The sequence below is a fragment of the Pseudomonas sp. NPDC077451 genome (assembly GCF_044543345.1).
Lineage (GTDB): Bacteria > Pseudomonadota > Gammaproteobacteria > Pseudomonadales > Pseudomonadaceae > Stutzerimonas.
Map to the genome: position 1 here is coordinate 35,833 of NZ_JBITVX010000015.1, position 13,188 is coordinate 49,020.

General features: G+C 59.8%; 13 protein-coding genes. 10 read left to right on the plus strand and 3 right to left on the minus strand.

All coding sequences use genetic code 11. The features are described from left to right. Positions 1-22: 22 nt before the first annotated feature. Entirely contained in the window at positions 23-718 is a 696-nt protein-coding gene (gene ung / locus ACIGHL_RS19205; protein WP_128121521.1) for a uracil-DNA glycosylase, read from the minus strand. A gap of 225 nt (positions 719-943) precedes the next feature. On the opposite strand from ung, the gene ACIGHL_RS19210 reads away from it, so the two are divergent. The 10 genes from ACIGHL_RS19210 to ACIGHL_RS19255 all read left to right on the plus strand — a co-directional run bounded on the left by ACIGHL_RS19210 (position 944) and on the right by ACIGHL_RS19255 (position 11,416). Beyond that, positions 944-2,188, plus strand: coding sequence for an ABC transporter substrate-binding protein (locus ACIGHL_RS19210; protein ID WP_128121522.1), 1,245 nt, complete (start codon positions 944-946; stop codon positions 2,186-2,188). A 269-nt stretch (positions 2,189-2,457) separates the two neighbouring features. Next, on the plus strand, positions 2,458-3,276 hold the full coding sequence (locus tag ACIGHL_RS19215) for an enoyl-CoA hydratase (protein ID WP_128121523.1): 819 nt from the start codon (positions 2,458-2,460) through the stop codon (positions 3,274-3,276). 772 nt (positions 3,277-4,048) lie between these two features. Beyond that, positions 4,049-4,633 carry an electron transport complex subunit RsxA gene (gene rsxA, locus ACIGHL_RS19220; RefSeq protein WP_019342223.1) on the plus strand — a complete coding sequence of 195 codons (585 nt, stop codon included), beginning with the start codon at positions 4,049-4,051 and terminating at the stop codon, positions 4,631-4,633. Beyond that, on the plus strand, positions 4,630-5,205 hold the full coding sequence (gene rsxB / locus ACIGHL_RS19225; RefSeq protein WP_045429358.1) for an electron transport complex subunit RsxB: 576 nt from the start codon (positions 4,630-4,632) through the stop codon (positions 5,203-5,205). The genes rsxA and rsxB overlap by 4 nt, the downstream gene beginning before the upstream one ends. Continuing rightward, positions 5,202-7,877 (plus strand): electron transport complex subunit RsxC, encoded by a 2,676-nt coding sequence (gene rsxC / locus ACIGHL_RS19230; protein WP_446697707.1) that lies wholly within the window; start codon positions 5,202-5,204, stop codon positions 7,875-7,877. Before rsxB ends, rsxC begins: the two co-directional genes overlap by 4 nt. 84 nt (positions 7,878-7,961) lie before the next feature. Then, positions 7,962-8,990, plus strand: coding sequence for an RnfABCDGE type electron transport complex subunit D (locus tag ACIGHL_RS19235; RefSeq protein WP_128121525.1), 1,029 nt, complete (start codon positions 7,962-7,964; stop codon positions 8,988-8,990). Position 8,991: 1 nt separating this feature from the next. Beyond that, positions 8,992-9,759: an electron transport complex subunit RsxG gene (gene rsxG, locus ACIGHL_RS19240; protein WP_128121526.1), complete on the plus strand. Its 768-nt coding sequence runs from the start codon at positions 8,992-8,994 to the stop codon at positions 9,757-9,759. Further along, a complete protein-coding gene (locus tag ACIGHL_RS19245) occupies positions 9,756-10,469 on the plus strand; it encodes an electron transport complex subunit E (protein WP_128121527.1) in 714 nt (237 codons plus the stop codon). Before rsxG ends, ACIGHL_RS19245 begins: the two co-directional genes overlap by 4 nt. A 19-nt stretch (positions 10,470-10,488) precedes the next feature. After that, the gene (gene nth / locus ACIGHL_RS19250) at positions 10,489-11,127 is read left to right on the plus strand and encodes an endonuclease III (protein WP_128121528.1); all 639 of its coding nucleotides are present in this window, start codon (positions 10,489-10,491) and stop codon (positions 11,125-11,127) included. Positions 11,128-11,236: 109 nt separating this feature from the next. Continuing rightward, positions 11,237-11,416 carry a PA3496 family putative envelope integrity protein gene (locus ACIGHL_RS19255; protein ID WP_046162735.1) on the plus strand — a complete coding sequence of 60 codons (180 nt, stop codon included), beginning with the start codon at positions 11,237-11,239 and terminating at the stop codon, positions 11,414-11,416. 43 nt (positions 11,417-11,459) lie between these two features. Here ACIGHL_RS19255 and gloA read toward each other — a convergent pair whose 3' ends face one another. Together gloA and ACIGHL_RS19265 are read right to left on the minus strand one after the other, a co-directional pair. After that, on the minus strand, positions 11,460-11,852 hold the full coding sequence (gloA, locus tag ACIGHL_RS19260; RefSeq protein WP_128121529.1) for a lactoylglutathione lyase: 393 nt from the start codon (positions 11,850-11,852) through the stop codon (positions 11,460-11,462). An 82-nt stretch (positions 11,853-11,934) separates the two neighbouring features. Then, positions 11,935-13,152, minus strand: coding sequence for an argininosuccinate synthase (locus tag ACIGHL_RS19265; protein WP_045429381.1), 1,218 nt, complete (start codon positions 13,150-13,152; stop codon positions 11,935-11,937). Positions 13,153-13,188: the final 36 nt, after the last annotated feature.

Sequence of the window (13,188 nt, forward strand, 5' to 3'; positions counted from 1 at the left end):
TCGGCGGCGCCTTGAGCGCCGCTCAGACTGACTCTGGCAACTTCCAATCAATTGGCTCCAAGCCCCGCTGCTTGAGGAATTGATTGACCCGGCTGAAATGGCCGTTGCCGATGAATCCCCGATGCGCCGAGAGCGGCGAGGGATGGACTGACTTCAGCAACAGATGCCGGGTCGGATCAATCAGCTTCGCTTTGCTCTGGGCATGGGCGCCCCACAGCAAGAAAACCACGTCCGACCGCTTTTCGCTTATCACTTCGATGATCCGATCGGTCAGGCGCTGCCAGCCCATCTTCGTGTGCGATCCGGCCACTCCCTGTTCCACAGTCAATGAGGTGTTGAGCATCAGCACGCCTTGATCCGCCCAATGCTGAAGATAGCCGTGGCTGGGTATGTCCAGGTTCAGATCTCTCTTGAGTTCCTTGAAGATGTTCTGCAATGACGGCGGCGGCGCGACGCCTGGCTGCACTGAAAAACATAACCCGTGCGCCTGACCGGCGCCGTGATAGGGGTCCTGCCCCAGAATCACAACGCGAACACGCTCCAACGGAGTGGAATTTAAAGCCTGAAAAATCATGGGGCCCGGCGGATAGATCACCTTTCCAGCCGCCTTCTCACGACGCAGAAACTCTCCCAGCTGCTTCATATACGGTTGCTCGAACTCGTCCTGCAGAACCGCTTTCCAGCTGTTTTCAAGTTTGACGCGATCACCTGGATTCATGGCGTTGCCCTGATCTGCCGAGGCGCCGAACCCTAAGCAAAGGTTCCGGCAGAGTCAATGCGTCCACCTGAACCGCCTAATACCGCCAATCAGGCTTAGAAAATGTCGGCTACCTCACAGCTACGCGAAAGACTGGCCCGCTACGACCAATGAGTGCGTGACGTATAGCCGCAGCGCGCAGTAAAAAAGCCTCTCGCCAATAAAAAATACAACAAGGAATCTGCAATGAAACGGACTACGCTCCTTGCTCTAGGGCTGGGGTTCTGTCTGGCAGTTGAAGCTGCCGATCCGATCACCCTCGGCCTCAACTACCCTCGCACCGGCAGCTACAAAGAAGAAGGGCTTTCGCAGATGCGTGGGGCACTCCTGGCGGTCGACGAAATCAACGCCAGAGGCGGCGTACTGGGCAGGCCGCTCCAGCTAGCCACCCGCAACTCCGCATCAAGACCCGAGAAAGCCGTTGCCAACGTCGACAAGCTGGCCGATGAGGGCGCCGTTATGTTGTTCGGTGGCGCCTCTAGCGCGGTCGCTATCGCCGCAGGCAAGCGCGCCAAGGAGCGCGGGTTGCTCTATTTCGGCACCCTCACTTATTCCAATGACACCACGGGCAAAGATGCCCATCGCTATATGTTTCGCGAATGCAACAACGCCTGGATGAGCGCGCAGGTGCTGGGCCAGTATCTGAACAAGCATTTGCCGAACAAACGCTACTTCTACATCACCTCTGACTACACCTGGGGCCATACCAGCGAAAGCTCGCTACGCCAGGCCACCGGCACGCAGAACAGCAGTGCGCACCCCGGCATCAAAACGGCTTTTCCCGGCGCCCGCCTCTCCGACTATCGTGAAGCCCTGACCCAGGTCGCTAGTAGCGACGCCGAAGTCTTGGTGCTGGTGCTGTTCGGCGAAGACCTGGTCCGTGCGATGCGGATCGCCGACGAGCTCGGCCTGAACAAGAGAATGCAGGTCGCGGTCCCCAACCTGACGCTAAGCATGGTTGAAACAGCAGGTCCTGACATCATGCGTGGCGTATTGGGTACCGAACCCTGGACTTGGCGCGTCCCAGAACTGGAAGGCTCCGTCGCCGGCAAACAGTTTGTGCAGAACTACGACGAGCGATACCAGACCCACCCGTCGAGTTCGGCCGCCTCTGCCTACAGCATCGTCTATCAATGGGCTGACGCGGCGACGCGTGCCCGCAGCCTCGACAGCGAGCGGATCATCGCAGCGCTCGAGGGTCATCGCTACAGCTTGCTCAAGGGCGAACAAGAGTGGCGCACCTTCGATCATCAGAACGTACAGACGGTATACGCGGTGAAGGTCAAGCCTCGCGAAGAGGTGCTCAAGGACCGCTTCAAGCAAGACTACTTCGAGATTGTCCACCGCCTCACCGGGGAGCAGGCTGCCCCGTCGCTTGCCGAATGGCAGGCTGAGCGCCGGGCTGGCGGACAGGCTCTGGCCCTCCAGTAAACAGGCAAAAAGGAGCGGCTCTGGAAAGCCAGGCCGCTCCAGCCATCGTCACGCGCACCTCTCTCGCTTTGCGCCGCATCAGCGACATCCTCCTCCCAGACCGGTGGCTGTCACGCCGCTCGAACGCCTCGCCAGATCGAAACGATTGCAACTAGACTTGGCTGAAGGGCGATCCCTGTTGCCGATGTTTGGCCTGTAGTGCATGCCAGCCCAGGCATTAAATGCAGACGAGTCGCAGGCATTCGATACCGACGAGGATAACCATCATCATGAGCAATGCAGTCGAACCCTACAAGTCTGGATTTTTTGACCTGACCCACAAGCTAACCGTGGAAAAGCACGGGCATACCGCGCTGATCACTATCAACCATCCACCCGCCAATACCTGGGACCGTGAGTCGTTGATCGGCCTCAAGCAAGTCGTCGAGCACCTGAACCATGACGACGAGGTCTATGCACTGGTGATCACCGGCCAGGGCGAAAAGTTCTTCAGCGCTGGTGCCGACCTCAAGCTCTTTGCCGATGGCGACCGCACCCGCGCACGGGAGATGGCGAAGCGTTTCGGCGAAGCCTTCGAGGCCCTTCGGAGCTTTCGTGGGGTATCCATAGCTGCCATCAACGGTTTCGCGCTTGGCGGTGGGCTGGAATGTGCGCTGGCATGCGACATCCGCATCGTTGAACAACAGGCCCAACTGGGGCTACCGGAAGCATCGGTTGGCCTGCTGCCCTGCGCGGGTGGTACGCAGGCACTCGCATGGCTAGTGGGTGAAGGCTGGGCTAAGCGGATAATTCTCTGCGGTGAACGCGTTACGGCGGATACGGCTCAGCGGATCGGCCTGGTAGAGCAGGTAGTGGAATCCGGAGAGGCGCGTGGGCACGCACTTCTGCTCGCCTCTCGCGTGGCGCGTCAGAGCCCGGTTGCCGTTCGCGCCATTAAACCGCTGATTGACTCGATGCACATTCGCGGCCCAGCACACTTCGCAGCCGCAGAACGTGAAGCCTTTGTCGATTTGTTCGATGCCGACGACACGCTCGAAGGGGTCAATGCCTTTCTGGAAAAACGTGATCCTCGCTGGAGAAACCGTTGACCTCGACCTTATGACACAGAGGCAGCTTGAAGGCGACTAGCCAGCAAGAATCGACCAGCGCCGCGTGTGACGGTCAAGTGCAGCGGCGCGGTACTTATTAGCGGCGGTAGTGTCGACCGTCGAAATCGCGCCGCTGATGCATCCGGTAGTCGCGCCCATCGCGAACTAGCGGTGGCCGGCCAAAGTTTCTCGAGTGATCACGCTCCCAACGCGATGGGCTATCGAATCTGGACCGCCGCTCATCTTTCCACCGCTGCGGCTGGCGAATCTCGCTCCGTCGCCCATGGTCCCAGTGATGCCGATCCGAGCCGCGGTGCCGATCGTAGTACTGCGGCGGAAGCTGCCCCTGATAGCGAGGCGGCAGGTTCTGGGGATATTGCCTGTGTTGAGGGTATGGACTGCGCGGGTCGTACTGGTATGGGCGACTTTCGACGCGATAACTGCCGCCATCAGGTTGATAGACCCACACGCCGCCCCGAGATTCAGCACATGCTTGGGCGCCGAAACCGAGTCCCAGCAGCAAAACCGCTATTCGCAACTTCATCGAGCACCTCCATGGACCGCCCCGCCTGGGAGTTGCGGCCTCAATTAATCAGACCACAGCAAATGTTAGGCTGGCATCCAAACGGACGGTTGATGCATTTCCATATGTGTCACGACACCGAGGGCAGAGTCGAAGCCAGATCACGTCGCGGCCTTGTACGGCTGCCGCCGCTTCCCGATAATAGCGGCCTTTTAGCCTCGGCTCATGCAGAGCGCACAGGAATCCGCGATGACCGAACTCGCTCTGATCATGGTTAGCGCCATTCTGGTCAATAACTTCGTACTGGTGCAGTTTCTCGGTCTGTGTCCGTTCATGGGCGTTTCGAAGAAAATCGAAACGGCCATTGGTCTTTCGCTGGCAACAACCTTCGTGCTGACGTTGGCGGCCATGTGCAGTTACATCGTTCAGCAGTACGTCCTGAAGCCGCTAGATCTCGAGTTCCTCCGAACCATCAGCTTCATCCTCGTGATCGCTGTGGTGGTGCAGTTCACCGAGATGGTGGTGAACAAGACCAGTCCCCTGCTGTACCGCGTGCTGGGCATCTTCCTGCCGTTGATCACTACCAACTGCATCGTGCTCGGCGTCGCGCTGCTGAATGCCAACAAATCCGAGTTCACCTTTCTAACCGCTACGGCGAACGGATTTGCCGCAGGCCTGGGCTTTTCTCTGGTGCTGGTGCTGTTTGCGGCCATGCGTGAGCGCATCGCCATCGCCGATGTACCCCGGTCGTTCCAGGGCGCAGCCATCGGCATGGTCACGGCCGGGTTGATGTCGCTGGCGTTCATGGGCTTCAGTGGGTTGATCAAACTATGAGTCTGGTCGTGATCGCTGTGCTTGCGCTCCTCGCGCTGTGCCTGGTGTGCGGAGCCATTCTCGGCTTCGCCGCGGTGCGTTTTCGCGTCGAAGGCGACCCGATCGCCGAACAGATCAATGCACTGCTTCCGCAGACCCAGTGCGGCCAGTGCGGCTATCCAGGCTGCAAGCCTTACGCCGAGGCGATTGCAGGCGGCGACAAGATCAACAAGTGCCCACCCGGTGGCGAATCGACCATCCAGGCATTGGCCGACCTGCTTGATGTCGAGCCCGAACCGCTGGATGCCGTCGAGGGTGAGGTGCCGCCGCGTGTCGCCTATATTCGCGAAGCCGAGTGTATCGGCTGCACCAAGTGCATTCAGGCTTGCCCAGTGGATGCCATCGTCGGGGCCGCCAAGCAGATGCATACCGTCATCGTCTCCGAGTGCACCGGCTGCGACCTCTGTGTGGAGCCATGCCCGGTGGATTGCATAGACATGATTGAACTGGGCAGCAACCTGCAGAGCTGGAAGTGGGACCAACCCTTGATGCCAGGCCAATTGATCGCCAGTGATCGGGAGCAGGCCGCATGACCTCGCTGAACGTCTGGGATATCCATGGCGGCATACACCCGCCGGAGTGTAAGGATCTATCCAACCGCACGCCGATCCAGCTGCCGCCGCTCCCTGCTCGGCTGGTTGTTCCGCTGGCCCAACATATCGGTGCGCCTGCCGAGCCATGCGTTGTGCTGGGTGAGCGTGTGCTCAAGGGGCAGAAGATCGCCGAGGCCGCAGGCTTCGTCAGTGTGCCGGTACATGCCCCGACGTCTGGCACAGTGAGTTTCATCGGTCCCCAGCCCTACCCTCACGTGTCGGGAATGCTCAGCGCTGCCATTGCGATTGACAGCGATGGTCAAGACGAATGGATCGAACTGCAGCCGCAACCGGACTACCGGACAATGCAGCCCGACCAGTTGCTGGAGCAAATCCGCCAGGCAGGCATCAGTGGCCTCGGGGGCGCTGGCTTCCCTACGGCCGTTAAGCTGAACGGCCCGCCCCCCGGAAAAATTCGTGCTCTGATCATCAATGGAACCGAATGCGAGCCCTACATCACTGCCGACGACATGTTGATGCGGGACAAAGCCCATGAGCTTGTCGCGGGGATTGAGATACTCGTTCATCTGATTCAGCCAGAGCACGTCCTAATCGGCATTGAGGACAACAAACCAGAGGCGATCGAAGCCGTTCGCACGGCAGTGGGCGACCGTGGATTCCTGGTCAAGGTATTTCCTACCAAGTACCCCTCGGGGGGCGAAAAGCAGCTTATCCAGATTCTCACCGGCGAAGAGGTGCCCAGCGGCGGCTTGCCGGCCGACATCGGCATGCTCTGCCAAAACGTTGGCACCTGCGTGGCCATTCATGATGCCGTGCTGTTAGGCAAGCCGCTCATCTCACGCGTCACCACCCTTACCGGTGAAGCGCTGGCACGCCCCATGAACGTCGAGGCGTTGATCGGTACGCCAGTGGCAGACCTTCTCACCTTTGCCGGTCTCGACCAGAACCGCCTCAACCGGCTGATCATGGGCGGACCGATGATGGGCTTCACCCTGCCGTCGGTGGACGTGCCAGTGATCAAGACCACCAACTGCTTGCTCGCCAGCACGCTTGCGGAGCTACCTCCGCCACCACCAGCGCTGCCCTGCATTCGCTGCGGTGAATGCGCATCGGTCTGCCCGGCAAGTCTGTTACCGCAACAGCTGCACTTCTTCGCGCTGGGCCAGGAGCACGAGCAGCTCAAGGCCTACAACCTGTTCGACTGCATCGAGTGTGGCGCCTGTGCCTACGTCTGCCCGTCGAGTATCCCGCTGGTGCAGTACTACCGCGCCGCCAAGGGCGAAATCCGTGAGCTGGAGCAGAAGCAACAGAAAGCCGAACACTCCAAGCAGCGCTTCGAGCTGCGCCAGGAGCGCCTGCGCCGTGCCGAAGAGCAGAAGGAGGCGGACCGTAAGGCCCGCGCCGAACGCGCCGCAAAGGCCAAGGCGGCACAGGCCGAGGCCAGCTCCATACCGAATCAGGACGACCCCGTCGCACGCGTCCAGGCGCAAAAGGCGGGCCTGTCTGAACAGCAGAAGAAGCTTAAGATCGAAGCCAGCATGGCCCAGGTCGCGCTGAAAAAAGCTGAAAAGCAGCTCGCCATCCATGCGACGCCCGAACTGGAAGCGCAGGTTGCTGAGTTACGCACCGCGGCTGCCAGCGCGCAGAAGGCACTGAACGAAGCCGCCAGTGCTACGGACAGTCCCACCGCAGCATCGCCGGTCAACGACGAGGCTGCCAAAAAAGCCAAAATCGAAGCCGCGATGCTGCGAGCGCAGGTCCGCAAGCTGGAGAAGCTCGACTCCCGTGAGGCCGAGCAGGACACCGAGCTGAGCCGCCTCAAGGCCCAGCTGACCGAAGCGGAGAAAACACTAGCTGCGGTGCAGGACGCCACGCCTGCGACTCCAGCCAAATCCGCCAACGACGACACCGCAAAGAAGGCCAAGATCGAAGCCGCGATGTTGCGTGCACAGATCCGCAAGCTGGAAAAGCTCGAAACGCGCGATACCGACCAGGACGCCGAACTGAGCCGTCTGCGGGATCAACTTATCGACGCGGAGAACGCTTTGGCGGCGGTTCAGGATTCCAAGCCTGCGACTCCAGCCAAGCCCACCAGCGACGACGCCGCAAAGAAGGCCAAGATCGAGGCTGCCATGCTGCAGGCGCAGGTTCGAAAGCTGGAGAAGTTGGAAACCAGAGATGCCGAGCAGGAGGTAGAGCTGAGCCGCTTGCGGTCGGAGCTGGCCGAGGCCGAAGCCGCGCTTGAAACTGCAACGCAAAACACGCCGGCCGCCAAAACCAAAACGCCTGGCGAAGAGGCGCTCAAGAAAGCCAAGATCGAGTTGGCAATGAAACGCGCCGAGCTCAAGAAAGCTGAACAAGCCGGCGCCGAAGAGGCGCAGCTGAGCAAGCTGCGCGATGGGCTGGCCAGCGCGGAACAAGCGCTTCATGAGGCGGAAGCGCAGTCCGGCAAGCCAGCACCAGAATTGGTACGCACAGACAAGCAACCCATAGATGATCAGACTCGCGCATTCAAGACAGAAGTTGCGTTTGCGCGGGCCGATTTGCGCAAGCTTGAGCGCGACGACAACAGTGAAGCCGAGGCCGTCGAACGCGCCCGAGCACGTTTAAGCGAAGCCGAGCAAAAACTACAGGAACACACCCAATCGTAAGGAACAACGCCGTCGGCGCTGTTTTCGGGATCGCAACGATCAGCTCCTGATCAGGATTCCTTTCGAACATCAACCGGAGAGCCAATGGCCCTGCCACGAATCACCTCGCCGCACACCAAGGGGAGCAACCGCACTCAGCGCGTCATGTTGCTAGTCCTGGCGGCAACCCTGCCCGGCGTGATTGCCCTGACTTGGCTGTATGGCGCCGGAACGCTGATTAACCTGATCTGGGCCAGCGCTGTCGCGCTCGGCAGTGAAGCACTGATACTTCGGCTGAGGCAACGTCCGGTGCAGTTCTTCCTGCGCGACGGCAGCGCATTGGTTACGGCAGTCCTGCTAGCACTGGCATTGCCGCCCTACTCGCCCTGGTGGCTGACGTTGATCGCCACCGGCAGCGCCATCGTACTCGGCAAGCAGCTCTACGGCGGCCTTGGCCAGAACCCCTTCAACCCGGCGATGATCGGCTATGTGGTGGTATTGGTCTCCTTTCCTGTGGAAATGACGACTTGGCCTGTGCCACATACGGTCGGTCTGAGCGCCGGCCTGCAACACATCCTCGGCATCGCCTCGCTGCCGGACGGCTGGACACAAGCCACCGCGCTCGATGTGCTCAAGGTTAACAAGAGTCTCACTGTCGATGAGCTCTGGGCCAACCCCGCATTCGGCCACTTCGGCGGCATTGGCTCGGAAGTAGTCAATCTCGCATTTCTTGCCGGCGGGCTGTTCCTCTTGCATAAACGCTTATTCACCTGGCATGCGCCTATTGGCATGCTTGCCGCGTTGGCAATCATGAGCCTCCTGTTCTGGAACGGGTCAGGTTCCGATAGCCATGGTTCACCGCTGTTCCACCTGCTCAGCGGCGCCACCATGCTCGGTGCCTTTTTCATCGTCACCGATCCGGTGAGCAGCGCCACCAGCAACCAGGGGCGGCTGATTTTCGGTGCTGGCGTCGGCATTCTCGTCTATGTCATTCGCGCCTGGGGCGGATATCCGGACGCAGTGGCCTTCGCCGTGATGCTGATGAACCTGTCGGCTCCCACCATCGATTACTACACCCGTCCGCGAACCTATGGCCACCGTAAGGCCGAGCGCGGCTTCAAGCTGGGCGAATGACATGATCATCCCTGAACTCAGTCGCTCGATGCTTAAGAACAGCTTGGTGCTGGGGCTGTTCGCCATTTTCACGGTTGGCGGCGTGACGCTGTTGCAGCAGCTCACTGCAGAACGCATTCAAGCCTCGGAGCGCGCCGCGCAATTACGCGCCCTTAACCAAATTCTTCCGAAAGACAGCTACGACAATCAGTTGCTCGATAGCAGCGTCGAGGTACAGGATCCGCTGCTTGGCACGCGGCAAGCCATGCCGGCCTATATCGCAAGGAAGAACGGCCAGCCAAGCGCGGTGATCCTTCAAGCCATTGCACCGGATGGTTACAGCGGTGCAATCCACCTGCTCATAGGCGTGCAGGCTGACGGGCGGATTGCCGGCGTGCGCGTGGTCGCGCATCGTGAAACACCGGGTCTTGGGGACAAGATAGAACTGGCCAAGAGTCCCTGGATACGCAGTTTCGAAAACCGCTCGCTGAACAATCCGGAGGCCTCCGGCTGGGCCGTCAAGAAGGATCGGGGCGAGTTCGATCAGTTCGCAGGGGCCACCATCACCCCGCGTGCCGTAGTCGGCGCGGTCCATCGCGCCCTGCAGTATTTCGAGGCTCACAAGCAGGAGCTGCTCGCCACCGATACGGCTCCGATAGCAGCCGAGGCAGCGCTTGAAAACGAGGTCGAGCCCGACGAGGTGACCACACATTCACGGGCCGGCGCCGCCGCGACCCGCGATACATTGCAGATCAACGATCCGCAAACCGAGCAGGACCGAGGCCAATGAGCAATCCAAGCTACCGCGAACTGAGCATCAATGGCCTGTGGAAGAACAACCCTGCGCTCGTCCAACTTTTAGGGTTGTGCCCGCTGCTCGGCGTGAGCAACTCGGCGGTCAATGCGCTCGGGCTCGGGCTCGCCACTGCCCTGGTGTTGATCTGCTCGAACGTCGGCGTATCGCTGGTACGTGGCGTAGTCAACACCGCGGTGCGGCTGCCCGCCTTCGTGATGATCATCGCGGCATTGACGACCTGTATCGAGCTGCTCATGCAGGCCTACACCTACGAGCTTTATCAGATACTGGGCATCTTCATCCCGCTGATTACGACAAACTGCGTCATTCTCGGCCGTGCCGACGGTTTTGCCGCCAAGCACAACCCACTGATTGCAGGCTTTGACGGGTTGCTGATGGGGCTCGGGTTTGCGCTGGTGCTGGTGGCCCTCGGCGGCCTACGCGAGCTGGTGGGCACCGGCGCGGTGTTCGCCAACATGCAGCTATTGTTCGGCCCAATTGCAGCTGACTGGCAATTGACGCTGATCAGTGACTACAAGGGCTTCCTATTGGCCATCCTTCCCCCCGGCGCCTTCATCGTGCTCGGCCTGCTGATCGCCCTGAAAAATCGTATCGACGAGCATTTCACCGAGCGCGCAAGGGCGACGCAGCCAGATGCGCCTGTTCAGAGCCGCCGCGTTCGTGTCACTGGAGTGATCGAATGATGCTGGATGGGTTGATGTAATGAATGCCGCCAAACGCCTGGAGATCTTTCGCCGGTTTCATGAAGACAATCCGGAGCCAAAGACCGAGCTCGCCTACAGCACGCCGTTCGAGCTGTTGATAGCTGTGATTCTTTCGGCGCAGGCCACTGATGTCGGCGTTAACAAAGCAACAGCGAAGCTCTACCCGGTCGCCAACACCCCCGAAGCTATCTATGGGCTTGGCTATGAAGGTCTGTGCAGCTATATCAAGACCATCGGTCTATACCCGAGCAAAGCGAAGAACGTACTCGAGACCTGCCGCATCCTCATTGAGCAACACGACAGCCGGGTTCCGGACAATCGCGAGGCCCTCGAGGCGCTACCGGGTGTCGGGCGCAAGACGGCCAATGTCGTGCTCAATACTGCGTTTCGCCAGTTCACCATGGCGGTCGACACCCACATTTTTCGCGTCGCCAACCGCACAAATATCGCCCCGGGCAAAAACGTGCTGGAGGTCGAGCGCAAGCTGGTCAAATTCGTGCCGAAGGATTATCTGCTCGACGCCCATCACTGGCTGATCCTGCACGGACGCTACGTCTGCAAGGCGCGCAAGCCACAATGTGGCAGCTGCCGGATCGAGGACCTCTGCGAGTACAAGCACAAAACGTCGGACGATTGAGCGGCCAATGGGAAAACCTATCGCACGATTGAAAAAATCTTTTTTACGGCCTCCTCTTTTGTCGCTATAAGGTGCGCCAACAGCGCGCCCAAGCCGTGGAGTGATACAAGTGTCCGAGAAAGAAGAGATCCAGATCGAAGATGACTTCGTCGCGGATGACGAAGACGATGGTGCAGAGGCGCCAGTCGAAGTCGCCAAGACCAACCTGACCAAGCGCCGGATCATCGACAACCTGCTCGAAGAGCGCCGACTGCAGAAGCAACTCAACGAGTTCGACTTCGATCTTTAAATAAACAAGCCCCGTGGTTGGGGCTTTTTTTGTGGCGTCGCTGCTAGTCCCGGCGCGACGGAGAGAGTAGCTCGACCTTGTAGCCGTCCGGATCCTCGATAAACGCAAGAATGCTGGTGCCATGCTTCATTGGCCCCGGCTCACGGGTGATCTTGCCGCCTCGGCTGCGAATATCCTCGCAGGCCTTGTACACGTCTTCAACCTCCAGCGCGATATGGCCGTAACCGTCGCCCAGGTCATATTTATCAACGTCCCAGTTGTGGGTCAGCTCCAGCACGCTGTTATGCGCTTCGTCGCCATAGCCGACGAACGCCAGGGTGAACTTGCCTTCCGGATAATCCTTGCGTCGCAGCAGGGTCATGCCCAGCACTTCGGTGTAGAAGGCGATGGATCGCTCCATATCGCCGACTCGCAGCATGGTATGCAGCAGTCTCATGATGTCTCTCCTGTTCAGCGGTGCAAAAAGCATAACCCCGGCTCGTGGCCGGGGTCATGGTCGGGCTGTGTAGCAGTTTCTGTTAGAACTGCGTCCGGCCCTTGTTCGCGGCGATGCGCATGCGCAGCGCGTTGAGCTTGATGAAACCACCCGCGTCGGCCTGATCGTAGGCGCCCGCATCGTCTTCAAAAGTGGCGATGTTGGCGTCGAACAGCGAGTCGTCCGACTTGCGGCCGGTGACGATGACGTTGCCCTTATAGAGCTTCAGACGCACTACACCGTTCACGTTGGCCTGCGACGCGTCGATCATCTGCTGCAGCATGCTGCGCTCAGGGCTCCACCAGTAGCCGTTGTAAATCAGGCTCGCATACTTGGGCATCAGCTCGTCTTTCAGGTGGGCTACTTCACGGTCGAGGGTAATCGACTCAATGGCACGATGCCCCTTGAGCATGATGGTTCCGCCCGGGGTCTCGTAGCAGCCGCGCGATTTCATACCGACATAGCGGTTCTCGACAATGTCCAGACGCCCGATGCCGTTCTCGCCGCCGATCTTGTTCAGATAGGTCAGCACTTCCGCCGGGGTCATGTCCTTACCGTCAATGGCAACGATGTCGCCCTTGCGGTAGGTCAGTTCAATGTAGGTCGGGGTATCCGGTGCGGTCTCAGGCGAACGCGTCCAGCGCCACATGTCCTCTTCGTGCTCGGTCCAGGTGTCTTCCAGCACACCACCTTCGTAGGAGATGTGCAGCAGGTTGGCGTCCATCGAGTACGGCGATTTCTTTTTGCCATGGCGCTCGATCGGAATCTCGTGCTTGGCTGCGTAATCCATCAGCTTCTCGCGCGAGAGCAGGTCCCATTCACGCCAGGGGGCGATGACCTTGACGCCCGGCTTCAGCGCATAGGCGCCCAGCTCGAAACGGACCTGGTCATTGCCCTTGCCGGTGGCGCCATGAGAGATGGCGTCAGCACCGGTCTCGTTGGCGATCTCGATCAGGCGTTTGGCGATCAGCGGACGGGCGATGGATGTACCCAACAGGTACTCGCCTTCGTAAACGGTGTTGGCGCGAAACATCGGGAAGACGAAGTCGCGGACGAACTCTTCGCGCAAATCGTCGATGTAGATTTCCTTAACGCCCATGGCCTTGGCCTTGGCACGGGCTGGCTCGACTTCCTCGCCCTGACCGAGGTCGGCGGTAAAGGTCACCACTTCGCAGTTATAGGTGTCTTGCAGCCACTTGAGGATCACCGAGGTGTCCAGGCCACCGGAATACGCCAGGACTACCTTCTTTACGTCGGCCATTGCCATCCACTCCCGGGATTTTAAGGAAAGCGGGGA

What these genes read in the sequence shown, in the direction of transcription:
- gloA (WP_128121529.1), bottom strand. Translation starts at nt 11,852, where the DNA reads ATGAGACTGCTGCATACCATGCTGCGAGTCGGCGATATGGAGCGATCC.
- rsxC (WP_446697707.1), top strand. Translation starts at nt 5,202, where the DNA reads ATGACCTCGCTGAACGTCTGGGATATCCATGGCGGCATACACCCGCCG.
- ACIGHL_RS19245 (WP_128121527.1), top strand. Translation starts at nt 9,756, where the DNA reads ATGAGCAATCCAAGCTACCGCGAACTGAGCATCAATGGCCTGTGGAAG.
- ACIGHL_RS19265 (WP_045429381.1), bottom strand. Translation starts at nt 13,152, where the DNA reads ATGGCCGACGTAAAGAAGGTAGTCCTGGCGTATTCCGGTGGCCTGGAC.
- ACIGHL_RS19235 (WP_128121525.1), top strand. Translation starts at nt 7,962, where the DNA reads ATGGCCCTGCCACGAATCACCTCGCCGCACACCAAGGGGAGCAACCGC.
- nth (WP_128121528.1), top strand. Translation starts at nt 10,489, where the DNA reads ATGAATGCCGCCAAACGCCTGGAGATCTTTCGCCGGTTTCATGAAGAC.
- rsxB (WP_045429358.1), top strand. Translation starts at nt 4,630, where the DNA reads ATGAGTCTGGTCGTGATCGCTGTGCTTGCGCTCCTCGCGCTGTGCCTG.
- rsxG (WP_128121526.1), top strand. Translation starts at nt 8,992, where the DNA reads ATGATCATCCCTGAACTCAGTCGCTCGATGCTTAAGAACAGCTTGGTG.
- rsxA (WP_019342223.1), top strand. Translation starts at nt 4,049, where the DNA reads ATGACCGAACTCGCTCTGATCATGGTTAGCGCCATTCTGGTCAATAAC.
- ung (WP_128121521.1), bottom strand. Translation starts at nt 718, where the DNA reads ATGAATCCAGGTGATCGCGTCAAACTTGAAAACAGCTGGAAAGCGGTT.
- ACIGHL_RS19215 (WP_128121523.1), top strand. Translation starts at nt 2,458, where the DNA reads ATGAGCAATGCAGTCGAACCCTACAAGTCTGGATTTTTTGACCTGACC.
- ACIGHL_RS19210 (WP_128121522.1), top strand. Translation starts at nt 944, where the DNA reads ATGAAACGGACTACGCTCCTTGCTCTAGGGCTGGGGTTCTGTCTGGCA.